General features: G+C 25.4%; 18 protein-coding genes and 1 other annotated feature. Of the genes, 17 read left to right on the top strand and 1 reads right to left on the bottom strand.

Going from position 1 to position 26,264, the window contains the following annotated elements; genetic code table 11:
- Positions 1-21: 21 nt before the first annotated feature.
- Positions 22-618 (bottom strand): 30S ribosomal protein S4, encoded by a 597-nt coding sequence (gene rpsD / locus BGI42_RS11945; RefSeq protein WP_069680515.1) that lies wholly within the window; start codon positions 616-618, stop codon positions 22-24.
- Between the two features lie 278 nt (positions 619-896).
- On the opposite strand from rpsD, the gene tlp reads away from it, so the two are divergent.
- The 17 genes from tlp to BGI42_RS11860 all read left to right on the top strand — a co-directional run bounded on the left by tlp (position 897) and on the right by BGI42_RS11860 (position 26,105).
- Positions 897-1,124, top strand: coding sequence for a small acid-soluble spore protein Tlp (tlp, locus tag BGI42_RS11940; RefSeq protein ID WP_069680514.1), 228 nt, complete (start codon positions 897-899; stop codon positions 1,122-1,124).
- 374 nt (positions 1,125-1,498) lie between these two features.
- Positions 1,499-2,056 (top strand): GNAT family N-acetyltransferase, encoded by a 558-nt coding sequence (locus tag BGI42_RS11935; protein WP_069680513.1) that lies wholly within the window; start codon positions 1,499-1,501, stop codon positions 2,054-2,056.
- 15 nt (positions 2,057-2,071) lie between these two features.
- Positions 2,072-3,292 carry an exonuclease SbcCD subunit D gene (locus tag BGI42_RS11930; protein WP_069680512.1) on the top strand — a complete coding sequence of 407 codons (1,221 nt, stop codon included), beginning with the start codon at positions 2,072-2,074 and terminating at the stop codon, positions 3,290-3,292.
- Positions 3,279-6,821: an AAA family ATPase gene (locus BGI42_RS11925; RefSeq protein ID WP_069680511.1), complete on the top strand. Its 3,543-nt coding sequence runs from the start codon at positions 3,279-3,281 to the stop codon at positions 6,819-6,821. The genes BGI42_RS11930 and BGI42_RS11925 overlap by 14 nt, the downstream gene beginning before the upstream one ends.
- 341 nt (positions 6,822-7,162) lie before the next feature.
- The gene (htpG, locus tag BGI42_RS11920; protein ID WP_069680510.1) at positions 7,163-9,091 is read left to right on the top strand and encodes a molecular chaperone HtpG; all 1,929 of its coding nucleotides are present in this window, start codon (positions 7,163-7,165) and stop codon (positions 9,089-9,091) included.
- A gap of 399 nt (positions 9,092-9,490) precedes the next feature.
- Positions 9,491-9,628 (top strand): six-cysteine ranthipeptide SCIFF, encoded by a 138-nt coding sequence (gene scfA / locus BGI42_RS11915; RefSeq protein ID WP_003371542.1) that lies wholly within the window; start codon positions 9,491-9,493, stop codon positions 9,626-9,628.
- 64 nt (positions 9,629-9,692) lie between these two features.
- A complete protein-coding gene (gene scfB, locus BGI42_RS11910) occupies positions 9,693-11,048 on the top strand; it encodes a thioether cross-link-forming SCIFF peptide maturase (protein WP_069680509.1) in 1,356 nt (451 codons plus the stop codon).
- A gap of 448 nt (positions 11,049-11,496) precedes the next feature.
- Positions 11,497-13,176 carry a methyl-accepting chemotaxis protein gene (locus tag BGI42_RS11905; RefSeq protein ID WP_069680508.1) on the top strand — a complete coding sequence of 560 codons (1,680 nt, stop codon included), beginning with the start codon at positions 11,497-11,499 and terminating at the stop codon, positions 13,174-13,176.
- A gap of 396 nt (positions 13,177-13,572) precedes the next feature.
- Positions 13,573-14,778 carry a M16 family metallopeptidase gene (locus tag BGI42_RS11900; protein WP_069680507.1) on the top strand — a complete coding sequence of 402 codons (1,206 nt, stop codon included), beginning with the start codon at positions 13,573-13,575 and terminating at the stop codon, positions 14,776-14,778.
- 241 nt (positions 14,779-15,019) lie between these two features.
- Entirely contained in the window at positions 15,020-16,447 is a 1,428-nt protein-coding gene (locus BGI42_RS11895; RefSeq protein ID WP_069680506.1) for an aminotransferase class I/II-fold pyridoxal phosphate-dependent enzyme, read from the top strand.
- 573 nt (positions 16,448-17,020) lie between these two features.
- Positions 17,021-18,517 carry a sodium-dependent transporter gene (locus BGI42_RS11890; protein WP_069680505.1) on the top strand — a complete coding sequence of 499 codons (1,497 nt, stop codon included), beginning with the start codon at positions 17,021-17,023 and terminating at the stop codon, positions 18,515-18,517.
- A 22-nt stretch (positions 18,518-18,539) separates the two neighbouring features.
- Positions 18,540-18,653, top strand: a complete 114-nt coding sequence (locus tag BGI42_RS11885; RefSeq protein ID WP_105165926.1) for a MetS family NSS transporter small subunit — start codon at positions 18,540-18,542, stop codon at positions 18,651-18,653.
- A 245-nt stretch (positions 18,654-18,898) separates the two neighbouring features.
- Positions 18,899-20,848 (top strand): type I pullulanase, encoded by a 1,950-nt coding sequence (pulA, locus tag BGI42_RS11880; protein WP_084023884.1) that lies wholly within the window; start codon positions 18,899-18,901, stop codon positions 20,846-20,848.
- Between the two features lie 106 nt (positions 20,849-20,954).
- Positions 20,955-21,204: a binding site (T-box leader), on the top strand.
- A 514-nt stretch (positions 21,205-21,718) separates the two neighbouring features.
- Positions 21,719-22,198 carry an Lrp/AsnC family transcriptional regulator gene (locus BGI42_RS11875; protein WP_069680504.1) on the top strand — a complete coding sequence of 160 codons (480 nt, stop codon included), beginning with the start codon at positions 21,719-21,721 and terminating at the stop codon, positions 22,196-22,198.
- Positions 22,195-23,364: an aminotransferase class I/II-fold pyridoxal phosphate-dependent enzyme gene (locus BGI42_RS11870; RefSeq protein WP_069680503.1), complete on the top strand. Its 1,170-nt coding sequence runs from the start codon at positions 22,195-22,197 to the stop codon at positions 23,362-23,364. The genes BGI42_RS11875 and BGI42_RS11870 overlap by 4 nt, the downstream gene beginning before the upstream one ends.
- 488 nt (positions 23,365-23,852) lie before the next feature.
- Complete coding sequence (locus tag BGI42_RS11865; RefSeq protein WP_069680502.1) at positions 23,853-24,872, top strand: LacI family DNA-binding transcriptional regulator; 1,020 nt, start codon at positions 23,853-23,855, stop codon at positions 24,870-24,872.
- Between the two features lie 129 nt (positions 24,873-25,001).
- On the top strand, positions 25,002-26,105 hold the full coding sequence (locus tag BGI42_RS11860; RefSeq protein WP_069680501.1) for a BMP family lipoprotein: 1,104 nt from the start codon (positions 25,002-25,004) through the stop codon (positions 26,103-26,105).
- The last annotated feature ends 159 nt before the right edge of the window (positions 26,106-26,264 follow it).

The following is a 26,264-nucleotide window of genomic DNA, read 5'->3' as shown; positions in this document are numbered from 1 at the left end:
TTAAATATAGTCTATTAGTTATTAAAGTTTAGAGTAATATTCTACTACGAGTGAATCATTAATTTGTATTGGAACTTCAGATCTTTCAGGATATCTCATAAGAACACCTGAAAAATTATCTTCATTTTTATTTAAGTATGGATATACATTATGAATTTGTGATAAAAAGTTTTCTTTAAAAAGTTTATTTTTTTGAGAATGCTCTTTTAAAGAAATTATGTCTCCAATTTTTACATTAAATGAAGGTATATCTACTTTGTTATCATTAACTAAAATATGTCCATGAACCACCATTTGACGAGCTTGAGCAACAGAAGTTGCAAAACCTAATCTATAAACTAAATTATCTAGTCTACATTCTAATAATTTTACTAAAGCATAACCTGTTTGTTCTTTATCTTTAAGTGCTTTTTTAACATAATTTGAAAATTGTTTCTCCATTACCCCATAATATGCTCTAAGTCTTTGCTTTTCAAGAAGTTGAATACCATAAGCTGAAAGTTTTTTTGCATTTCTAGCACTACCATTATTGGCTCTTTTCATTGCATTAGGATGACCTATAACATTTAATCCTAATCTTCTACATAATTTAAATCTTGATTGTTTAATTTTTGCCATAATAATATCATCTCCGATAAAAAGATTTGCCGCGATAAAATTAAGCCTGAAAATAATATAACATAGAAGATATTATTTGTAAATGAAAATCATTATCAAATTTCAAAATTTTACAGAATAAATTAAAAATTAACTGAAATAATTTTTAAATATAAAAGATATTAATACAATTTGAAGAAATAAGAAATTAAACAAATATTTTTACTACATAATAAATATACTTATAGATACAATAAAGAAAGAAGATGTTTATTTTAAAAATAAAGGAGAGATAGAATATGAAAAATAATCCAGATGATAGAAGAAATAATGTAGATAGAATTCAACACAATATTAGTAATACCATTCAAAATATTCATCGTGCAAATGAAATGATTGAAGAAACAGATGATGAAAATATGAAAGAAATATTAAGTGATAAAAATCGTAGAAGAGAAGAATCTCTCAATGCTATGAGATCAGAAATTAAAGATGAAGCAATGGATAAACAAAATGGATATAAATAAGTAAAATGTATATAAATATAACTAAAAAATTAACTACTGTAATAGTTACCATTTAAATAAAAATTTTAAAATTTAATTTTTATATGAATAAAAATTTTTAAAAGTGCAATAATAAAAATAACTCTTCACAGTAACTAAAAATAATATATATTTAATATCTAAAAAATAATGTGTTGTTTAATAAAAAGCAACACATTATTTTTTTTATTAAACTATTTAGCAATACACAAATATTTTATCATAGCAGGGTTTAAATAGTGTTATTTTAAATTTACTTAAAATTGTATATAAATAGATTTTATTATAAAATTAATATAGAGTACGCACAATGTTTTTAGTGCGTTTTTTTTATATAAATGAAATGGAGAGAAAAGATGAAAAATATAATAGATTTAAAAAGAAAAGATGGTATTAATTTAAAAGCACAACTAAAGATATTAGATGAGAGTTATATTGAAAAAATAATGGAATTACAAGAATATGTAGATATGTCATTAGAAAATAAGGAATTATATGTTTTATCAACAAAAGAAGAATTTATAGAATATATTCAAGGTGAAGGAAAAGTAATAGGATATGTTACTTTGGATTCTGATGAATTAATAGCCTTAGGAGTATATAGAAAATTAGGATATAAAAAAGAAAATTATGGATATGATTTAAATATAGAGAGAGAAAAACTTTTAGAAACAGGTCAAGTTGAAGTTACTATAGTTAGAGAGGATTTTAGAGGAAATAAACTTCAAAGAATTCTTTGTGAAATTTTAGAGGAAATAGGGTTAAATGATAAAGTTTCAATCATGACAGCTACAGTGTCTCCCTATAATAAATATAGTTTAAATACATTTGAATCAATAGGTTATAAAATTGGTAAGGATAAATTAAAATATGGTGGATTAAGAAGATATGTTTTAATAAAATATTTACGCTAATTTGGGAGGATTAATATGAGAATATTGCATACTGGTGATTGGCATTTAGGTAAAAACTTAGAAGGAAAAAGTAGAATGGATGAGCAAGAATTATTTTTAGATGATTTTGTTGATTTAGTGAAAGAGAATAATATAGATTTAGTTATTATTGCTGGAGATGTTTATGATTCTAGTAATCCACCAGCAAGAGCAGAAAAAATGTTTTATGATACTTTAAAAAAAATATCATCAGATGGAGAAAGAATTACATTAGTTATATCAGGTAATCATGATAGTCCAGAAAGACTTGTATCAGCAGGACCTCTTGCAAGAGATCATGGAATAATTATGGTTGGTACACCGAAGACTATAGTTCAATGTGGAGATTATGGAAAACATAAAGTATTAGAATCTGGAGAAGGATATATAGAGTTGGAAATAAACGGTGAAAAAGCCGTTGTATTAACTGTTCCATATCCTAGTGAAAAGAGATTAAATGAAGTTTTATATGGAGAAATGGATAGTGAGGAGGAGAGAGTTAAGTCTTATAGTGAGAGAATATATTCATTATTTAATTCTTTAAAGACTTATTATAGAGATGATACTATTAATTTAGTGGTATCTCATTTATTTGCAATGGGAAGTGAAGAAAGTGGTTCAGAGAGAAGCATTCAGCTAGGAGGAAGTTATATAGTAGATGGAAAATGCTTTCCAAGTGAGGCACAATATATAGCATTAGGGCACGTTCATAAACCACAAATTGTTCCAGGAACAAATAAGAGAGCAAGATATTGTGGTTCCCCTATTCATTATAATAAAAAGGAAATAAGTTTTGATAAAAAATGTTTTGTTATAGATTTGAAAAGTAAAGAGGAGCCAAAGATAGAGGAGATTAAATTAAAAGTATATAAGCCAATAGAAGTATGGAAATGTGGAAGTATTGATGAAGCTATATTAAAGTGTAAAGAAAATTCAGATAGAGAAAGTTTTGTTTATCTTGAAATAGAAACAGACAGGTATGTTAGAGAAGATGAAATTAAACAAATGAAAGATTTTAAAAAAGATATTTTAGAGATAATTCCTAAAATAAAAGTAAATATTGAAGAGAATAATATAGAAAATATATCAGAAAAATCTTTTGATGAAATATTTAAGGAATTTTATAAAAAGGAAAGAGGCGTTGAAGCAGACGAAGAAGTTGTTGAACTATTTTTAAACGTAATGTTAGAAGAAGGTGAAGAAGATGAGACCCATTGAACTTAAAGTTAAGGGATTAAATAGTTTTATAGAAGAGCAAACTGTAGATTTTACTAAATTAACTGAAAGAGGTTTATTTGGAATATTTGGTCCAACTGGCAGTGGAAAATCAACTATATTAGATGGAATTACATTAGCTTTGTATGGACAGGTTTCAAGAAAAAGTTCTAATTATATAAATATTAATTGTAATTCATTAAATGTAAGTTTTAAATTTCAAATATCAGGTGCTTATGGGAAAACTTATGTTGTAAGTAGGGAGTTTAAACGTGATAATAAAACTGGAAATCCTAGAACTTCAAGAGCTAAAATCATTGATACAACTAATGGATTAGATGATGTCTTAGCTGATAAGGTTCAAAAGGTTACAGAAAAGTGTGAAGAAATAATAGGACTTGGAATAGATGATTTCACTAGAACTGTTGTATTACCACAAGGAAAATTCAGTGAATTTTTAAAGTTAGAAGGAAGAAATAGAAGAGAAATGCTTGAAAGATTATTTAATCTTAAAAAGTATGGAGATGAACTTTCTATAAAATTATCTAAGAGCATAAAAGAAGAAAAAATTAAGAGTAACCTTTTAACTGGAGAATTGAAAGGTTATGAAGATGTTAGCAGTGAAAAGCTTAATTTAAAAAACGAAGAATTAGAACTTGCTAAAAAACAATTAGATTATAAGGTTAGAGAATTTAGAGATATAGAAAAAACTTATAAATCTAGTGAAGAAATTTGGAATTTGCAACTTGAATTAGAGTCCTATAAAGAAAGAGAAGAAATCTTAAATTATAGAGCTAATGAAATAGAAGAGGATAAAGTTAAACTTAAATTTGGAGAATCAGCATTAAAAGTTAATCCTTACTTAGTATGTTATGAAAATACTTTAAATGAAAGTTGTGAAATAAAAAAACAAAAGGAAAAATTAGAAATAGATTTTAGAGAAATTAAATTAGAAAAAGAAAATTCAGAAAGACAGTTATTACAAATAACAGAAAAAAAGGATAAAGAGATACCAGAATTAAAACTAAGAGAACAAAAAATAAAAGATGCAATGGAAGAAAAAGATAAGTTAGATATATTAGAAAAAGAAATAGGGGATATTTCTTATAAAGTTGAAACACTTAGAGAACAGTATAAAAAAGAAAATAATAAACTTGGTATTGTAAGTGAAAGTATTAAAAATACAGATACTAGTATTAAAAAGTTGGAAGAAGAATTTGAAAGTTTAAAATTAGATGATGAGTTTAAATCTAAGATACAAGAGGGTCTTTTAATTAGTGAAAAATATAATTTATTTGAAAAGAATATAGCAATTAATAAAAAGAAATTAGATAATTTAAATAATGATAAAGAAAAGTTAAATTTAGATATTAGTAACTTAAAAAAATTATATAGTGAAAAATATGAATTACTAAATGAAAGCAAAGAAAATTTAGAACAACTTATTAAAAATTCACCAGGTAAGCAAGAAGATTTATTAGATTTTCAAAAACGATTAACTGATTGTAATGAAAAATGGAGCGATTTCAATCAGTATTCAGAAGAAATTAAAAAGTCTAAATTATTAATTGGGGAATACCAAGAGTTATTAAAATTAGAAAATGAAAAGACAGATACTCTTAGTGAAAAGATATTATTATTAAAAGAAAAATATAGAGATTATGAAATAGAAAATTTATCTTTAAAAATAAGAAAAAATTTGGAACAGGGGGAATCGTGTCCGGTATGTGGATCTACAGAACATAAAATAAATTTTAAAGATGATGTAGCTTGTGATATAGATGATGAAAAGATAAATGAATTAAACGATAAAATAAGTGAAAATGAAAAAAGGTTAAAGAAATTAGAAAATGAAATAACTATATACAATACTAAAATTAATGCAGAAGAAGAAAGAATCAAAGAAAAAAATCTTCAAATAAAAGCATTAGGAGAAGAATTTAAAAAGTTAGAACCTAAAAATATTCAGGAAGAATTTAATAATTTAAAAAATTCCATTAATAATTATGAAAGTAAAAAAGAATTTTTAGAAAAAGAACTAGAGAAGTTAAAAGAAGAAAATTATAAATTGGAAAATCATATAAACGAAATATCAACTGTATTAAAGGAAAAAGAAAATCAAATAAATTTAATAACAGAGGAATTGAATTTTAGTATAAAAGATTTTAGTGAATTAAAAGAAAAATTAGATGATATAAAAGAAGAAACTAAGGTTACTAATTTTCATGAAAAAAATAAAGAGATTATTGAAATAGAAAAAAATAGGAATAAGGTATCAATTAAAATAAAAGAACTTAGAAATGATTTTGAAAATTTAATAAAAGAAAAAGATATATTACAAGATAATTTAAAGTTAATTATGGAAAAAGGTACAGATGCACGTACTTCATTAAACGAAAAAATTAAAAACAGAGAAGAAAAGATCAATATAATAAAAGATAAATTAAAAAATGAATTTAATAAAGTAGAGGAGTTTAAAAATATTGATAAAGAAAAATTAATTTACTTATTAAATGAAATAAAGGAAAAAATAAATTTTGTGGAAGAAAAGTTTAAATCATTTAATGAAATAAAAGATAAGATTTATTTAAAATATGAAAAATGTAATGAAGAATATATATCTTTAGTAACTAGGGAAAATGAACTTATAAAAAGGTGTAAAGTTGAAAAAGAGAAGTTAAGTGAAATTTTAAAAGAAGAGAAATTTAAATCTATAGAGGAACTTAAAGAAAATATTATCAGTCAAAGTGAAATTGAAAGATTAAAAGAGAAAATAGAGAAGTATAAAGAAGAATTATCTAAAATTAAAGGAGCAATAGAAAGCTCATTAAAAAAATTAAATGGCAGAGAGATTACAAAAGAGCGATGGGAAAGTATACAGAATAACATAGAGGAAAAGAAAAATGAAGTAGAAAATTTAACTGAAATAAAGATTAAATTAGAGGAAGAATATAAATTTTTAAATAATAAACTTAAAGAACTTAAAGAACTATTAACTAAAAAGGAAAGGATAGATCATAAATTAGCTTTACTAGATGATTTAGATAAGTTATTTAAAGGCAAGAAGTTTGTAGAGTTTGTGGCTATAACTCAATTAAAATATATATCATTAGAAGCATCTAAAAAATTAAGAGAAATAACTAATGGAAATTATGGTTTAGAAGTAGATGAAAATGGGAAATTCATAATAAGAGATTATAAAAATGGTGGCGCTGAAAGAGACCCATCTACATTATCAGGTGGAGAAACATTCTTGGCATCTCTATCATTAGCATTAGCTTTATCATCACAAATACAGCTTAAAGGAACAGCACCATTAGAATTATTTTTCTTAGATGAGGGTTTTGGAACTTTAGATGACAATTTATTAGAAGTAGTTATGAATTCATTAGAAAGATTGCATAATGAAAAATTAAAAATTGGAATAATTAGTCATGTTGAAGCTATTAAAAATAGGGTCCCCGTAAAATTAATACTTACTCCTGCTGAATGTGGGAGAGGAGGGAGTAAGGTAAGGTTAGAGAAAAGTTAAACATATTGATTATTAGGTACATTCAAATAAATAAATAGTCAATATGCTAATTTATTTTGAGAACTACTTCTTCTTTGGGTTATACTAATAGCACAACTATTAGTATAACCCAAGCCGTTGTATTTCATAAAATATCCGTTGCAGCGTTAACTTATATTTATTTTCATATGCCTTATAGAAAAATTAACAAAGGTCAAAGAAAGTCTAATTTAAAGAAAAACTTAGATTTATACTGAAATATTTAAGAAATTAAAGAATTTTTAAAAAGTATTAATCTTTTTGGTATTGACATTATTTAGATATATTAATTAAAATATTTACTAGAAAAGGAGTGATTTTTTATGATAAAAGAAAATGGAAATATTTCAATTCATACAGAAAATATATTCCCTATTATAAAAAAATGGTTATATTCTGATAAAGATATTTTTATAAGAGAGCTTATAAGTAATGCTTGTGATGCTATAAGTAAATTAAAAAGATTATCAATTTTAGGTGAAGCAAATATAGATGAAAATAAAAAATTTAAAGTAACAGTCGTAGTAAATAAAGAAGAAAAAACTATTAAATTTATCGATAACGGAATCGGAATGACTGAGGAAGAAGTTAAAAAGTATATAAATCAAGTAGCTTTTTCAGGAGCAGAAGATTTTGTAGAAAAATACAAAGATAAAATGGACGAAGGAAATGATATTATAGGTCATTTTGGATTAGGATTCTATTCAGCATTTATGGTATCTGATAAAGTTCAAATTGATACACTATCATATAAAGAAGGTGCAGAACCTACAAGATGGATATGCGAAGGTGGTACTGAATTTGAAATTTCTAACTCAGACGCTAGAAATGAAATAGGTACAACAATAACTTTATATATTAATGAAGAAAGTAATGAATTTTTAGATGAATTTAAACTTAGGACTATTATAACTAAGTATTGTTCATTCTTACCTATAGAAATATATTTAGAAAATGCCAATAAACCAAAAGAAGAACCTAAATATGAAACAAAGAAAAATGAAGATGGAACTGAGTATAAGGAGCTTGTAAAACCAGAAGAACCAAAGCCATTAAATGACACTAATCCACTTTGGATGAAAAAACCAAGTGAATGTACAGATGAAGAGTATAAAGCTTTTTATAGACATGTATTTACTGATTTTAATGAACCATTATTCTGGATTCATTTAAATGTAGATTATCCATTTAATTTAAAAGGAATATTATATTTTCCTAAATTAAAACATGAATTAGAAGCAACAGAAGGTCAAGTCAAACTTTATAACAATCAAGTTTTTGTTGCGGATAATATAAAAGAAGTAATTCCAGAGTTTTTATTATTATTAAAAGGTGCAATAGACTGTCCAGATTTACCTCTTAATGTTTCAAGAAGCTTTTTACAAAATGATAGAGATGTAGCTAAGATATCTAATCATATAGTTAAAAAAGTTGCTGATAAGTTAACTTCATTATTTAAAAATAGTAGAGATGAGTATAATAAATTCTGGAATGATATACAAATATTCATTAAATATGGATGCTTAAGAGATGAAAAATTCTATGAAAAAATTAAAGATATATTAATATTTAAAACAATTAATGATGAATATGTTACATTGAAAGATTATTTAGAAACAGCTAAAGAAAAACATGAAAACAAAGTATTCTATGTAAATGATGAAAGGCAACAATCTCAATATATAAAATTATTTAAAGAATATGGATTAGATGCTATTATATTAGATGCAAGCTTAGATAATCATTTAGTATCTTTCTTAGAAATGAAGGAAAGTGGAGTACAATTTACTAGAATAGATTCAGATATATCAGATGTGTTAAAATCTAATGAAGATTCTAATACAGAAGAATTAAAAGAATTAAATAAAAAAATAGAAGAAACATTTAAAACTAATCTTGGTGAAAAGATAAAAAATATATCAGTAGAAGGATTAAAGGATATAGGAACTCCAGCTATGATATTAATATCTGAACATTCAAGAAGAATGGCAGAAATGAGTAAAATGTATGCAAATATGAATATGCCAGCAGGAATGTTTGCAGAAGAAAAAACTTTAGTTATAAACCACAATAATCCTATTGTTAAAAAACTTATAACTTTATCAGAAGATGAATCTGAAAAAGAGGATGTTAAATTTATTTGCGAACACATATTTGATTTAGCTAAGATTGCTAATAAGGAATTAAGTCCAGAAGATATGGATGAATTTATAAAGAGAAATAATGAGTTATTAAGCAGAATACTATTATAATATTAAATAAACTTAATATTTAAAGTAATAATTAAATTTTAAGTTTAAGAAAAGGTACTAGAAAAAAGTCTAGTACCTTTTTTAGTGTCTAGGAAAGCATGACTGATAAAATCTAAGCTAAATCAAATATTAATTGGGAATTCTGGGAAAAAATCTGTTATAGAATTTTAAATATATATTTTTAGAAAGTCTTAACAGTTTTAATCAAACTTCTCAATTATCCATTTTCAACGAAGAAGTGTAATTTTAAACTTATCAATTATTACATAAGTGGTATAATTAAAGAATATTAATTCTATAATTTGAGTATAAATTAAAAAGGTGGAAAGCTTAAGCTTTAATACTTTGAACTATTATGGTATAATTACACCGTATATTTTTGAATGGAGGGATTTTTTAATGAAACACATTAAAACAATCAATAAAACAAATATAAAGAACAGTTTATGCAAACCAGGATGCAAAGAATGTGCTAACTCATGTCAATCAGCATGTAAGACATCTTGCACAGTTGCAAACTTAGAATGCGAAAACTAATTTTTACAGCAGTAACTATGTAGTTACTGCTTACTTTTTATTATATATTTAGGAGGAAAAGATTGTGGCTTTAATACACAAATTTAAACAAGGTGAAAACTTTTTTGTTTTAGACGTAAATACAGGTGCTGTACATGTAGTTGATGAATTAGTATATGACTTAGTTGATGATGATAAATTAAAATCTAAAGAAGAGCTTATTAAGGCTTTAAATAATAAATATGAAGAAAATGTTATTTTAGAAGCATATGATGAAATACTTGAACTTATAGATAATGGAATACTTTATTCTAAAGATCAATATGAAGAAATAGCTCATAGCTCTATGGATGATAGAGATTACATAAAAGCTGTTTGTCTAAATATTATTCATGGATGCAATTTAAGATGTAAATATTGTTTTGCAGATGAAGGAGAATATCATGGGCATAAAGGTGTAATGAGCCTTGATGTTGCTAAAAAAGCAATTGATTATGTTGTAAAGAGAAGTGGTCCAAGAAAAAACATAGAAATAGATTTATTTGGTGGAGAACCAACTATGATAATGGACACTATAAAAGATATTATTAAATATGCTAGAGATAATGAAAAGAAATGGAATAAGAACATAAGATTCACAATGACAACTAATGCTACTCTTTTAAATCCTGAAATGATGGATTTTATGGATAAAGAAATGGGAAATATAATATTATCATTAGATGGAAGAAAATGCGTTAATGATAATGTTAGAATTAAGGCAGACGGAAGTGGATCATATGATGATATAATACCTAACATAAAAGAAATGATAAAGAGAAGAACTAAAGGAAAAACATTCTATGTTAGAGGAACATTTACAAGAAATAATACAGATTTTTATGAAGATGTTATGGCTATGATAAATGAAGGGTTTGATGAAATATCAATTGAACCAGTAGTTTTACCAGATGAGCATGCACTTTCTTTAAGAGAAGAGGATTTAGAAACTATTTTTGAAAATTATGACAAGCTATATGAAGAAATGGCTAAGAGAAAGAGAGAAGGAAAAGATGAATTTAACTTCTATCATTTTAATATAGATCTTCAAGGTGGACCTTGTGTTTATAAGAGAATTTCAGGCTGTGGTGCAGGATTTGAATATGTAGCAATAACTCCTCAAGGTGATGTTTATCCATGTCATCAATTTGTTGGGAGAGAAGAATTCAAATTAGGAAGTATATATGATGATACTTATGATGCTGACTTAGGTAAGGAATTTAAGAAAGCACATATATATAATAAGCCTAAATGTAAAGATTGTTGGGCTAAATTCTATTGTAGTGGTGGTTGCCAAGCTAATAACTTTAACTTTAATGGTGACATGAAAATTCCATATGAAATAGGATGTAAAATGCAAAAGAAGAGAATTGAGTGTGCTATAGCACTTAAAGCTGAATAGAATATATAAATATGTTATTATATAATTTATAAATGTTTAGTGTAGATATAAACCCATGTATTAATATAGAGAGGAATCTTGTTAATTCATGGGTTTTATTTTTTATGAAACGAATATGTGGACAATTTACAAAATACTGTATTTAAAAGGTATTATAAGTATTACATAAAGAATAAAAAATAATCATATGCTAACCAGTATTCTTGCACTACGTTTGTAAAGTGGGTATGACTAAAAAACGAAGCTCCATTTTTTATTTATTAAATATTATAAATAATTGTTTTATAATATATTTTTATTTTATTTAAATAGAACAAAAATAAATTCTGAAAAAATAATGCAAAATTTTGCTAAAATGTAACTTTATTTATAAAAAATAAGTAGTATATAAATTTATGCTAAAATATGTTCGATAATTAAAAATAAAGAAGATATAGGGGGCAAAAATATGAAAAATGATAAAGTTAATAAAAAGTCAATAAAAAATTTACTCACAGGAGTTATATTAATATCTTTATTAGTTATTTTTTCGTTAATAACGATAATAAGTATATTCAATATAAAGAAAAGTATGACTAAGGTATTATTAGATAAATCAATTGAAGTAGCAAATGAAATGAATTCATTAGTTGAGTATATAATTGAGAATGAAGACAATCCTATTGAAAAATTGCAAGAATTAGTTAATAAGAAAGCTGATTTAGATAACATTGCATATATGGTTATAATAGATAAAAATATTAAAGCAATAGCACATAGTGATAAACAAAAGATAGGGAAAGTATATGATGATGATTATACAGTAGATGTTGTTAAGAATGGTAAAATAGCATCAAGCAAATTTTATGCGGATGTTCAAAAGGTATGGACATATGATATTATGGTTCCTATAAATATAAATGGACAAATATACGGTTCATTAGATATAGGAATACCTATAACAGGTATTAATTCAGTTATAAATGATTTTGCAAAAGTACAAATTTTAATTACAGTTGTATCAATAATTGTGCTTGCCATATTATTAGTTGTTCTTTTAAATAAACTTTTAAAGCCGTTAAAGGAGATTATGAAGATTATTGATGATACAAGTAACTTAAATTTTACAGAAAATAATTTATTAGAAAGGTATGCTTTAAGACAAGATGAAGTAGGTAATATATCAAAATCCATTTTAAATATGAGAAATATGCTTAAAACAATGGCCTCATCAATAAAACATACTTCTAATGAAATAAATGAATTTTCAAATAAGTTAGTAAATACTACAGAAATGTCTATTAATTCATTAGATGGAATTTCGAATGCAATATCAGAAATAGCCAGTAGTTCACAAAAACAGTCAGAAGATATTCAAGAAGAAGTTTCACAAATAAATGACTTAAGCAATGAAATAGATAATATATCTGATGAAACAATAATAACTTTCGATAAAATAAATTATACTAAGGCTTTAAGTGATCAAGGCATTAGTGTTATGAACAATTTATCTAATTGTTCAGAAAAAAATAAAAAAATTTCTAATAATATAAAATCTATAGTTATGGATGTAGACAGTCATTCTAAAGAAATAAGTAGCATAGTTGATACAATTAATGAAATTGCAAATCAAACAAATCTTTTAGCTTTAAATGCATCTATTGAAGCAGCACGAGCAGGGGAAAGTGGAAAAGGATTTACTGTAGTTGCAGAAGAAGTTAAGAAATTAGCAGAAGAAACTAGTAAATTTACTAATGAGATAAGAGGAAAAATAGATTCAATACAAGAGAAATCTAATAATGCAGTTATTTCAGTTGAAGAAAATATTGCTGTAGTTAATAAAAATAATAAAGCTGTGGTAGAAACTGAAGAAATCTTCAATAAACTTTCTGGAGAGTTATTTAACTTATCAGAAATTATAGATAAAATTGTAGAGTATAATAAAACTATGATAGGAAATAAGGATAATATTTTAGATATAATTCAAAATACTTCTGCAGCATCAGAACAAACAACTGCATCTACTGAAGAAATTAGTAGTATATCTAAAGAACAATTATTAAGTATGAGAAGCCTAAGTGCTGAAGTTGAAAAGTTACAGGAATATTCAAATATTCTTACAGAAGAAGTAAACAAATTTAAACTTTAGTTAATATAAGGCACATTTAAATAAATAACTAGTCAGTATACTAGTTTATTTTGTGAACTACTTCTTCCTTTGAACCTACTAATAGCACAACTATTAGTAGGTTCAAGTTATTGTATTTCATAAAATATCCGTCGTATTTATTTTCATATACCTACTAGTTTATGTTTAATTATATATTTTAAAAATTATGATATTTGCTCCAGTAATTATTTATTACTGGAGTTTTTTGATTTAGTATTATATATAATTTGTGCAAATATAATATATATTTTGTTTTTCAAAACATCGTAATGTTATAATAAATCATTGTAGAAGTAATTTAAACTTTAGTATATATTTTTTATTTATGATAAAAAGATATATATTTAAATAGATATCTTTTAGGGGGAGGACTTTTTGAAAGAATATATTTTTGAAAATAATTTAAAGTTGATATATAAAAAAAGTGAGTCTGAGTTATCATCTATTTGTATATCTTTAGAAGCTGGAGCTGGTGTGGAAAGAGATATTTTAGGAATAGCTCATGTTACTGAACATATGGTATTTAAAAATACTAAAAAAAGAAATGAAGCGCAAATAAATAAAGATTTAAGTTCTATATTTGGATTTCATAATGCAATGACTAATTATCCTTATGTTATATATTATGGAACTTTACTTAGTGAGGAACTTGAAAAAGGTTTAGAAATATTTTCAGACATAATCATAAATCCACAATTTATTGAAGAGGGATTTAAAGAAGAAATGAATGTTATAATAGAAGAACTTAATGAGTGGGATGAAGAAGTTGAACAATACTGTGAAGATAAATTATTTTTTAATTCTTTTGAAAATAGAAGAATAAAATATCCTATAATAGGAGTTCAAGAACAATTAAAATCTATAAAATTAAAAGATGTTAAAAAATTCTATGAAGAATTTTATTTTCCAGGAAATGCGTCTATTGCTGTAATAAGTTCATTAGAGTTTGCAGAAGTTAAAAAAATAGTAGAAAAATATTTCGGAATATGGGAAGCAAAACATAATAAAATAAAAGATGTTTTTTATGAAAATAATGTAGGTAATAAGTTTACAAATAAAAGAGATGGAATAAAAACATGTAAAGTACAAATGGTGTATCCTATACATGAATTAAGTAATTATGAACTTAAATATTTAAGAATATTTGATGAATATTTTGGACAAGGAGTAAATTCAGTATTATTTGATACACTAAGAACTAAGAATGGACTAGTTTATGATGTTATTACAAATATAGCTCATGAAAAATATATAAAACTCTATAAAATTACATTTAGTACTGCAAAGAAAAATGTGGATACAGCAATAGAACTAATAGATGATTGTATAAATAAATTAAGTGAAATAAAAAATAAGATGACTTTAGAAGATTTTGAGCAATTAGTAAAGTCTTATAAATTAAAGAAGTTATTTAAAGAAGAAAAAAGTATTGTATTAGCAAAAGAAATTTCAACTTATGATACTATGTTTGGTGATTATAAAATATATACAAATGAAAACTTAGAGAATATAACAAAAGAAGAGATATTTGATGTAGCAATAAAAATATTAAAAAATGCATCTATAGAAATTATATCTTGAAAAGTAGTTGATATATGAAGTACTCAAAGTGGACTGAGTAATTGAACTTAGGAATACTAAAAATGCCTATAGTGCCATTTTAGCTTGTTTTCAATATAAAATTGATACAAGTAGCAAATGTGACAATACTCATTAAGTATTGTCAAAATCAAATTACAATGCCACATTGATTATGAAAATATCCACTTCTAACTGAAAGATAAAATGTTAATTAAAAACATAAAAAGGAAGGAAAAGTAGTATGAAGGGACGTATTCCATTGTTAAAAGAATTAATAAAATATCATAAAGAAAATAATTTATTACTCTCTATGCCAGGCAATAAAGCAGGATTAGGATTTTTAAGAGATGATATTGGAAAAGAATTTGAGGAAAAATTAGGTTCACTTGATATTACTGAAGTAGATCCTTTGGATAATCTACATTGTCCAGAAGGAGTTATAAAGGAAGCACAAGAGCTTTTAAGTAAAACTTATAATTCAAAAAAAGCGTATTTTTTAGTTAATGGAAGTTCATGTGGAAATTTATCTTCAATATTTGATGCATTTGATGAAGGTGATGAAGTAATAGTAGAAAGAAATTGCCATAAATCTATATACAATGCACTAATATTAAGAAAATTAAAAGTTAAATATATAGAACCTATAATAGATTTTGAGAAAGATATATTTTTACCACCTAATAAGGAAAATATATATAATACGTTACAGAAAATTATTAATCCTAAAGGCATAATTTTAACTTATCCCAATTATTTTGGAATAACATATGATATTGAAGAAATTATAAAAGATTTAAAGAATAAAAACTTAAAAATTATTATAGATGCAGCTCATGGAGCACATTTTGGACAAAATGAAAAGTTACCTAAAGATATTTATTATTTGGCAGATTATGTAGTTTTAAGTGCACATAAAACTTTACCAGCATTAACTCAAGGTGCATATCTTTTGGTTAATAATGATAGTGAAAGTATAGAGTTTTATTTAAAAAGCTTTATGAGTACTTCACCATCATATTTAATTATGGCTTCTTTAGATTATGCTAGATACTATTTAGATAATTATGGAAAATATGATTATAAAAATTTAATAGATAATTGTGAAAAATATAAAAATCAAATTAATGCTTTAAATAAAGTTATTATACTTTCTAAGGAAGATTTACAAGCCAAATATGATATAGATATAACTAGATATATTATGATATTACCAAAAGGATATAGTGGACATAAGTTTTTAAATTATTTAAGAGAAAATAAAATACAAGCAGAAATGAGTTTTTCTAGAGGTGTAATTTTAATATTATCTCCATTTAATACTGAAAGTAATTTTGAATGTATTTATAAGGTAATAGAAAATTTAGACTTAGAAATATTAAAAAATGATAGAAGTACTGATGCTAAATATTATAATTTTATTCCGGATAAGAAATTAGAACCATATGAAGTTTTTAAGTTAAAAGGAATAAAATGTAAAATTGAAAGAAGTAAAGATAAAATATCTAAAAACATGATAATACCTTATCCACCAGGAATACCTTTAGTTTGTCCTGGAGAAGTAATTACTAAAGATGCTATTAACATAATAGAAGATTATATTTTGAATGAAAAAAGTATAATCGGAATAGAAAATAATATCATAGAGGTTGTTGATTATATAACTGAATAATTGAAAAATAAGATAAGGCACATTCAAATAAATAATTAATTCTAAACATAACTCTTATGTAAACACTCGTGCCTGTATATTATAAATTATATAAATAGATAAAAGCTGATTTTTGTATTTAACAAAAGTCAGCTTTTATCTATTTAACCATTTTTTTTATATTTAGTTTGATTATTAAATTATGTAAATAAATTTTAGAACTATTTATATTACCTTTTTTATTTTCCAAGAATGGGTATATTTCTTCGTATTTGTAAAAACATTAAGGGATATAGATGCTAATAATGTAGAAACTACTATTATAGATTAATAACATAGCTTAATAAAAATTTTTTTTATAATTATTAGTTCTTTAGTAAAGTAACATAATATGTAAAAACAAAAAATAATTTCAATAAATCAATTAACAAAAACGCAAAAATATACTTATTTTAAAAATATATTTTCAATATAAACACTATAAAAATATTTTTTTTTCAATAAAGCATTGAAAAAAATATTAAATTATTATATTATATAAATACAATTAAGATTAGAGGCTTTATTTATTATTTACAAAGGGGGAAAGTTGACATGAATGAAAGTAGAGATCAATGGGGTACAAAATTAGGATTTATTCTTTCAGCAGTAGGTTCAGCAGTAGGCTTGGGTAATATATGGAGATTTCCGTATGTAGCATATTCAAATGGTGGAGGAGCATTTTTAATTCCATATTTTTTTGCTATTTTTACTGCAGGTATACCATTATTAATATTAGAATATGGAATGGGTCATAAATATAAGGGTTCAACACCACTTGCAATGTCAAGAGCTAATAAAAAATGGGAGTGGCTTGGTTGGTGGCCTACAATTAGCGCATTTATGATATTGTCTTATTACTCGATGATTTTAAGTTGGGCTATTAATTATTTAAAATTTAGTTTTAATAAGAGTTGGGGAAGTGATTCTAATTCTTTTTTCTATAGTGATTTTTTAAAATTAACATCATCACCATTTGAAATTGGTGGTATGGTATGGCCTATATTAATAGGAATATCTTTAATTTGGATAATAAACTGGACTATATGTTATAAGGGAATAAAAGGTGGAATAGAAAAAGTAAATAAAGTATTATTACCAACCTTAATAGGAATTATGATTGTTATAGCTATCAGAGGTACAACATTAGAAGGAGCAACTTTAGGATTAAATACATTATTTACACCAGATTGGTCGAAGGTATTAGATCCAAAAGTTTGGGTAGCAGCGTATGGGCAAGTGTTTTTTTCATTAAGTTTAGCAATGGGAATAATGGTGACATATTCAAGTTATCTACCTAAGAAAACAGATATTAACAATAGCGCATTTATGACAGCTTTTGCTAATTGTGGTTTTGAATTTTTATGTGCTATAGCAGTATTTGGAATATTGGGATATATGGCTACAGTACAAGGAGTTCCAGTATCAGAAGTAGTATCAAGTGGAGTTGGGCTTGCATTTATAGTTTTTCCAACAGTATTCAATGCTATGGGATTGTGGGGAACAATATTAGGGGTATTATTCTTTGCTTGTTTAATATTTGCAGGGATAACATCTTCTGTTTCTTTAACAGAAGCAGTATCAGCTCCGTTTATAGATAAATTTGGATGGAAACGTAATAAGGTAATAACAGTGATTTGTATGATAGGCTTTTTAATGAGCATAATTTTTGCAACTGGAGGAGCATTATATCTGTTAGATATAATAGATAACTTTATAAATAATTATGGAATAGTTGTTGTGGGATTATTAGAAGTACTTTTAGTAGGCTGGATATTAAAACCATATATAATAAGAGAACACACCAATGAAATATCATATTTTAGAATTGGTAAATGGTGGGATGCTACAGTTAAATATATAACTCCTGCAATATTAATATTTATGTTAATACAAAGTGTGATTACAGAAATTAAGTCTCCATATGGAGGATATCCATTAAAAGCATTATTTATGTATGGATGGAGTGCAATATTAATTGGAATATTGGGAGCAATTATTATAAGTAAAAAAACATGGAAAAATAAAAATATAAATGATTTGAATGATTAATAATCTATAGGAGGAATTTTTAATGAATAGTATAGCAACTACGTTTTTTGCATTAGGAGCAATAGTTTTATGGGGAGGTTTAACATTAACCTTAGGTATAACAATTTATAATGAGAAAAAATTAAAATTACAATAGAGTTAAAAATGACTAAGGATTTATATGAGTATCCTTAGTCATTTTTTATTTTTAAAGTATATGTAGATAATTTAGATTATATTTTATTAGATCTATAGTTACTTTGACTATTTTTTTATTAATTTTACGTATCTTAATTTTCAAAAATGTTATAATATAAGTATATGTTTTGAAATATTATCCATATATTTAAAAATAAGGTTTTAAATATAAATTTATTAAAAGTATTAGAGGTGCTAAGAATTATGATGCAATCCATATTATATGAACATGAAAATTATTGTGGTAAGTTAGGTGCAATTTATTCAAAAGAAAAAACAGAGTTTATATTATGGGCTCCAGTTTCTAAAACTGTAAAAATAGTTTTATATTATAAAAAAGAAAATAAGATTTTGGATATGGAAAAAAAAGAAAAAGGAATATGGAGTCTGGAAATTTATGAAGATTTAAATGGGGTTTATTATAACTATATAGTTAATAATGGAGAAAATGAAATAGAAGTTGTTGATCCATATGCTAAAGCAGTTAATGTAAATGGAAATATGGGAATGGTAATTGACTTGCAATCCACAAATCCAGAAGGATGGGAGAATGATATTAAGCCTAAATTTATAAGTCCAACAGATGCTATTATATATGAAATGCATATAAGAGATTTTTCAGTAAGTGAAACCTCTGGTGTTACTGAGAAATTTAGAGGTAAGTATGATGGTGTATATGAAAAAGGAACCCATATACCGGGAACTAATATTCCAACATGTTTAGAATATATAAGAGATCTGGGAATAACTCATATTCATTTAATGCCTATATTTGATTATGCTACAGTAGATGAATCAAATCCTAAAAATTATAATTGGGGATATGATCCTAAAAATTTTAATGTACCAGAGGGCTCATATTCATTAGATCCGTTTAATGGAGAAAAGAGAATAATAGAGTTTAAAAATATGATTAAAACTTTGCATGAATATGGAATAAGAATAGTCATGGATGTTGTTTATAATCATACTCATTCAGGTTATAATTCTAATTTAAATTGTATAGTTCCTAATTATTACTATAGGCAAAATAGTGATGGTAGGTTTTCAAATGGATCAGGATGTGGAAATGAACTAGCTACTGAGAGAAATATGGTTAAGAAATTTATAATTGACTCTATAATTTATTGGGCAAAAGAATATCATATAGATGGATTTAGATTTGATTTAATGGGGTTATATGATATAGAAATTATGAAAGATATAAGGAGAAAGCTAGATAAGATAGATAAGTCTATACTTATGTATGGAGAAGGATGGACTGGGGGAGTATCACCTTTACCAGATTGGGATAAAACTATTAAATTTAATATAAGTAAATTTGGAGATATGAAATTAGCAGTTTTTAGTGATGATATTAGAGATGGAATAAAAGGAAATGTTTTTGACTCAAACTCAAAAGGGTTTATAAGTGGAGAATATAATTTAGAAGAAACTATAAAATTTGGAGTAGTTGCTTCTGTAAAACATGATCAGATAAAATATGATAAATTAAGATATAGTAAATTTCCATGGGCAAATGAGCCCTATCAAACAGTTACGTATACTTCATCACATGATAATTATACGTTATGGGATAAATTGTGTATGGCTAATAGAAATTATTTAGAAGAAGATTTAAAATCAATGAATAAATTATCAGCAGCTATAGTTTTAACATCTCAAGGAATTGCTTTTTTTCAAGCAGGAGAAGAATTTTTGCGAACTAAGAAAAATAAAGATGGAAGCTTAAATAGTAATAGTTATAATGCTCCTGATTATGTCAATGCATTAGATTGGAGCAGAAGGATAAAATATAAAGATATATTAGATTATTATAAAGGTCTTATAAAGTTAAGAAAATTTTGCAAAGGATTTAGGATGAATAGTAGTAATGAGATAAGAGAAAATTTAAGATTTTTAGAGAAAAATATAAATTTTTATAATGATAAGATAGTTGCTTTTAAAATAAATTTAAATAATTTACAAAGTAAGTGGAAAGAAATATGTATAATATATAACGCAAATTTTAATTCTGAAGAAATTAAGTTAGATAAAAGCAGTTGGAGTGTAATAGTTAATGAGAATAAAGCAGGAATAGAGGAATTAACATATATAGAAGGAAATGTGTTAAAAATACCTAAATTAAGTTGTTATGTGTTAGTTAAAAAGTAAAAGTAAAAAGTAATTTTATCTAAGCTAATTAGCAAATTAATAAAAATAACATGATATACTATTGAATTTAAACCAATGTATAGGTATAATATATTAAAATGATATGTTAAAAATTGTGATAAGGAAGAGTATATTTAGTAAGCTTTTCAGAGAGTTGGATATGCGGTGGGAGTCCAGTAAGTAAACTTTATAGAAGCAGCCTTTGAATTTCACATTGAAAAATAAGAATTAATATTCTTAATTAGATGATGACGTGTTCCTTACGTTATAGAGGTTGAAGTGTTTATAACACTTCTATGGAGTGAGTAGTTATACTTATTAGGGTGGTACCGCGTAGTTTATCCTTCGTCCCTTGTTGGGGATGGGGGTTTTTTTATTTAGGAAATTATGTAGCTGGAAGGTCTTTGGGTAACTTATAAAATACTGTATTTTAAATATATAATCACCAAATGTATACTTATAAATGGGGGTAGTGGAGTTTTAAAAAATATATAAAAAAATATATATTTATAAGGTCTTTAAGATTTCCAGCTAAAATTCTCAACTCTCTATTCTCAACTAAAAAGTGTGATATACCCACTTTTTTATATAGAAAAGTATAAAATTTTTTTAGTTTGAAAAGCTAATTAAATAAAGAATTAAGTTTTAGAGATGTATATTACAATTAAAATTTTATCTAAGGCACATTCAAATAAATAACTAGTCAGTATGCTAGTTTATTTTGTGAACTACTTATTCCCTGAAATCTACTAATAGCACAACTATTAGTAGAATTAAAGTCATTGTATTCATAAAATATTCGTGGCATCTTTGACTTGTTATTTATTTTCATAGGCCTAATAGTCATTAATTTTAAGGAGGTATTTATTTATGGAAGAAATACTAGAAATATTAGAACAAAATAGTCGTTATACTCATGAACAGATAGCAACTATGTCTGGAAAAGGTGTTGATGAGGTTAAAGAAGCAATTAAAGATTATGAAGATAAAAGCATTATAGCAGGATATACTACTTTGGTTAATTGGGAGAATACAGGTAAAGAAATTGTAACAGCATTAATTGAAGTTAGAATAACTCCTCAAAGGGGAGAAGGTTTTGATAAAGTTGCAGAAAGAATATATAAATTTCCAGAAGTTACAGCTTGTTATTTAATGTCTGGTGGATTTGATTTAACAGTTATAGTAGAAGGAAAAACTATGAAGGAAGTAGCTCTTTTTGTATCAGAAAAACTTGCAATACAACAATATGTGGTAAGTACTAGCACACATTTTGTTTTAAGAAAATATAAAGATCATGGAACAATATTTAAAGAAGAGAAAATAGATGATAGGGAGGCAATATTTATATGATACTAGAGAATATGATTAAGAAGAATGTAAGAGAAATGCCACCTTCAGGAATAAGAAAATATTTTGATATGATTAATGAAATGGAAGATGTTATATCTTTAGGTGTTGGAGAGCCTGATTTTGTTACTCCATGGAATGTTAGAGAAGCTGGAATTTATTCATTGGAAAAAGGTCATACTCATTATTCGTCAAATGCTGGATTTATAGAACTTAGACATGAAATATCTAAATATTTATATAGAAGATTTAATCTTAGTTATAATCCAACTGATGAAATAATAGTAACTGTTGGTGGAAGTGAAGGAATAGATATAGCACTTAGAGCATTAGTAGGACCTGGTGATGAAGTTATAATTCCAGAACCAAGTTTTGTTGCATATAAAGGGTGTACAACTTTTACAGGTGCAACACCTAAAGTTATAAATCTTAGAGAAGAAGATGAATTTAAACTTACACCAGAACTTTTAAAAGAAGCAATAACGCCTAAAACTAAGGTGGTAATAATTCCATTTCCCAATAATCCAACTGGTGCAATTATGACTAAGAATGAATTAGCCAAAATAGTAGAAGTTTTAAAGGATAAAGATATAATCGTTATCTCAGATGAAATATATGCAGAACTTTGTTATGATAAAGAACATATTTCTATTGCATCTTTTCCTGAAATGAGAGAAAAGACATTGGTTATAAATGGGTTTTCTAAAGCTTATGCTATGACTGGATGGAGATTGGGATATTTATGTGGTCATCCGACATTAATAGAAGAAATGAAAAAAATACATCAATATGCTATAATGTGTTCTCCTACAACATCACAATATGCTGCAATAGAAGCCATGAAAAAATGTGATAAAAGTGTAGAAAAAATGGTAAGAGAATATAATAGAAGAAGAAGAGTATTAGTTGAGGGGTTTAGAAAAATGGGATTAGACTGTTTTGAACCTTTAGGAGCATTTTATGTATTTCCATCTATAAAATCAACGGGGATGACATCAGATGAATTTTGTGAACAACTTCTTATAAACGAAAAAGTACTTACAGTTCCAGGAAACGCATTTGGTGATTGTGGTGAAGGTTTTATTAGAGCTTGTTATGCTTCATCTATGGAAAATATAATAGAAGCTCTTAAAAGAATAGAAAGATTTATTAATAAAATAAATAAATAGAGAAATATATTAGAAATAAGACTACTTAATTTAAAAGTAGTCTTATTTTATTGTTTATAAAACAAGGCGAATAATATACATATATATTGACTTGATATTTGGAAAGTGATATTATATATTCAAATTAAATATTATACATAAAAGTAATTTTTTAGTAAAGTTACTTTTATTTAAATTAAGTAACTTATATATAAATATTCAATATTATAAAAAACAATGGAAATTATATGAAAAAATAATAAATTCACAAAAATAAACTTATAAAATATTAATTTAAGAAAAAAACAAAATGATTTATAGTGCTTTAATAGCGAAAAGGTTATCGTATCGTTGACATTGTTAAAATAATATAATACTATATTTGTGTAACCGGTAACATTGCAAGGTATTAAAAAGATTTAAATAAGTTATTAATATCATTAATTAATCGTTTACAAAAAGCATAAAATAGTTTTATAGTTATGTGAAAGTATTAAGGGAGGATTTTGATGGGGCTTACTATAAATGATATTGCTAAAATATCACATGTATCGTCTACAACAGTTTCAAGAGTATTAAATAATTCAGGGTATGTAAAAGAAGAAACTAGACAAAAGGTTTTAAATGTTATAAAAAAAATGAATTATACTCCAAGTGATATTGCTAGAAGCCTTTCTAAAAGTGAAACCAATACTATAGGAATTATTGTTCCGGACATAACTAACAATTATTTTGGAGAAATAATAAAGGGAATAAGTGAAGTCGCAGAAGAAAAGAATTTAAATATAGTTTTATTCAATACAGATAATTCTTTACAAAAAGAATTAAAAGCTTTAAAGTCTTCAAAAGCTCAAAGAATTAAAGGGATAATAATGACCCCGGCTTTTGGAGATGGCAACTTCAAGAATAAATACACAGATCTAATAGAAGAATTAAATATACCAGTTGTTTTGGTATCAGCAGATATAAAGCATAGTAATTTAAGTGGAGTTTTTGTAGATAATATAAAATGTGGATTAGATGCTACTAACCTATTGATAAAAGAAGGGCATAAAAAAATAGCTATAATGACAGGAAATATAAATTCTGATGCAACTATGGACATGCTCTGTGGGTATAAAAAAGCACTTAAAGAAAATAGTATTAAAATTTTAAATAAATATATTTTTAATGCAGATTTTAAAGCAGAAATAGCTTATAAACTAACTAATGATATTTTGAATATGGAAGATAAACCGACTGCACTAGTTATTTGCAGTAATATGATGACTATGGGAGTAGTAAGGGCACTTATAGATTTAAAAAAGAAAACACCAGAGGATATATCTATTGTAGGAATTAATAGGGTTGATTTCTTAGATATAGTAGGCTTACAAGTTACATATGTAGAAGATTCACCAATAAAACTTGGAAAAAGCTCTATGGATATGCTTTGGGAAATAATAAGTGATAAAAATAATAAATCAGTAAGGAGATCTATAATGACTCCAAGAATAATCTGTAAAGGTTCAGAAAAAAAGATTTATTAAATGAATAGTATATAGACTATTTACAAAAATTATTATAATAAGAATTTATTTAATTGAGAATTTGAATTTGGGTTATAGATTTAATTTATAACTTTAAATATATTATTAAAGATAATAGGAGGAAAAGCAATGAAAAAGAAATTATTATCATTATTAGCTATTTCTGCAATAACAGTATCGATGTTTGCAGGTTGTGGAGGATCAAGTACAGGAGCTGGTGATTCAAAGGGTGGAGAAAAACTTAAAGTAGGTATGGTTACTGACTCAGGAACCATAGACGATAAGTCATTTAACCAAGGTACTTGGGAAGGAATAGAGAAAGCCGAAAAAGAACTTGGAATTGCACAACCTAAATACTTAAAACCAAATGGTGAAACTGAAGCAGATTATATGAAGGAAATAGGAAACCTTTATGATGCTGGATTCAGATTGATAGCTACTCCAGGTTTTAAATTTGAAACTGCTATATATAAATCACAAGAAAAATATAAAGATGCAAAATTTGTTTTAATTGATGGTACTCCAAATAGTGGTGGAAAAGATCCAGAGTTTAAAGTAGATGAAAACAGTGTTTCAATATTATTTGCTGAACATCAAGCAGGATTTTTAGCAGGTGTTGCTACATGTGTTGAATTAAAGGAAGGAGACTTAGGATTTATAGGTGGTATGGAAATACCAGCAGTACAAAAATTTAATTGGGGTTTCCAACAAGGTGTTGCTTATGCTAATGAAAATTTAGGAACTAAGATGACATTAAAAGAAGATAATATAATATATCAAGGTACATTTAATGATACAGCAGCAGGACAACAATTAGCAGCTCAAATGTATGATAGAGGAGTTAAAGCTATATTCTGCGCAGCTGGTGGTGTTGGTAATGGTGTTATAACAGAAGCTAAAACTAGAGTAGGTACTGGACAAAATGTTTGGGTTGTTGGTGTTGATAGAGACCAATTTGATGATGGTGTATATTCAGAAGGTAAATCAGTAATCCTTACTTCAGCAGTTAAAAAAGTAGAAGCAGCAAGTTTTGATATGGTAAAATCAGTTAAAGAAGATAAATTCCCTGGTGGTAAAACTTTAACATTTGATGTTACAAAAGATGCTGTAGGTATTCCAGGAAAGAATCCTAATTTATCAGAAGCAACAATGAAAACTGTTGCAGAAGTAACTGAAAAAATTAAAGATGGAACAATAAAAGTTTCAGGTGAAAAAGGAAATTTAATAAAATAATTTCTAATTTATTAAATAGATACTATTTTGAATAATAACAGTGAAGAAAACTATTATTGGATTAGTAAAATAAGTAGTTTTCTTCATTGTTAAATATTATATTAAAAGTATTAAATTTCTACATATTGATGATTGACAATGTACAATAGTTAGAATTGA

This window comes from Clostridium taeniosporum (assembly GCF_001735765.2).
Taxonomy (GTDB): domain Bacteria; phylum Bacillota; class Clostridia; order Clostridiales; family Clostridiaceae; genus Clostridium; species Clostridium taeniosporum.
This window is presented reverse-complemented; position numbering and strand designations above follow the sequence as displayed.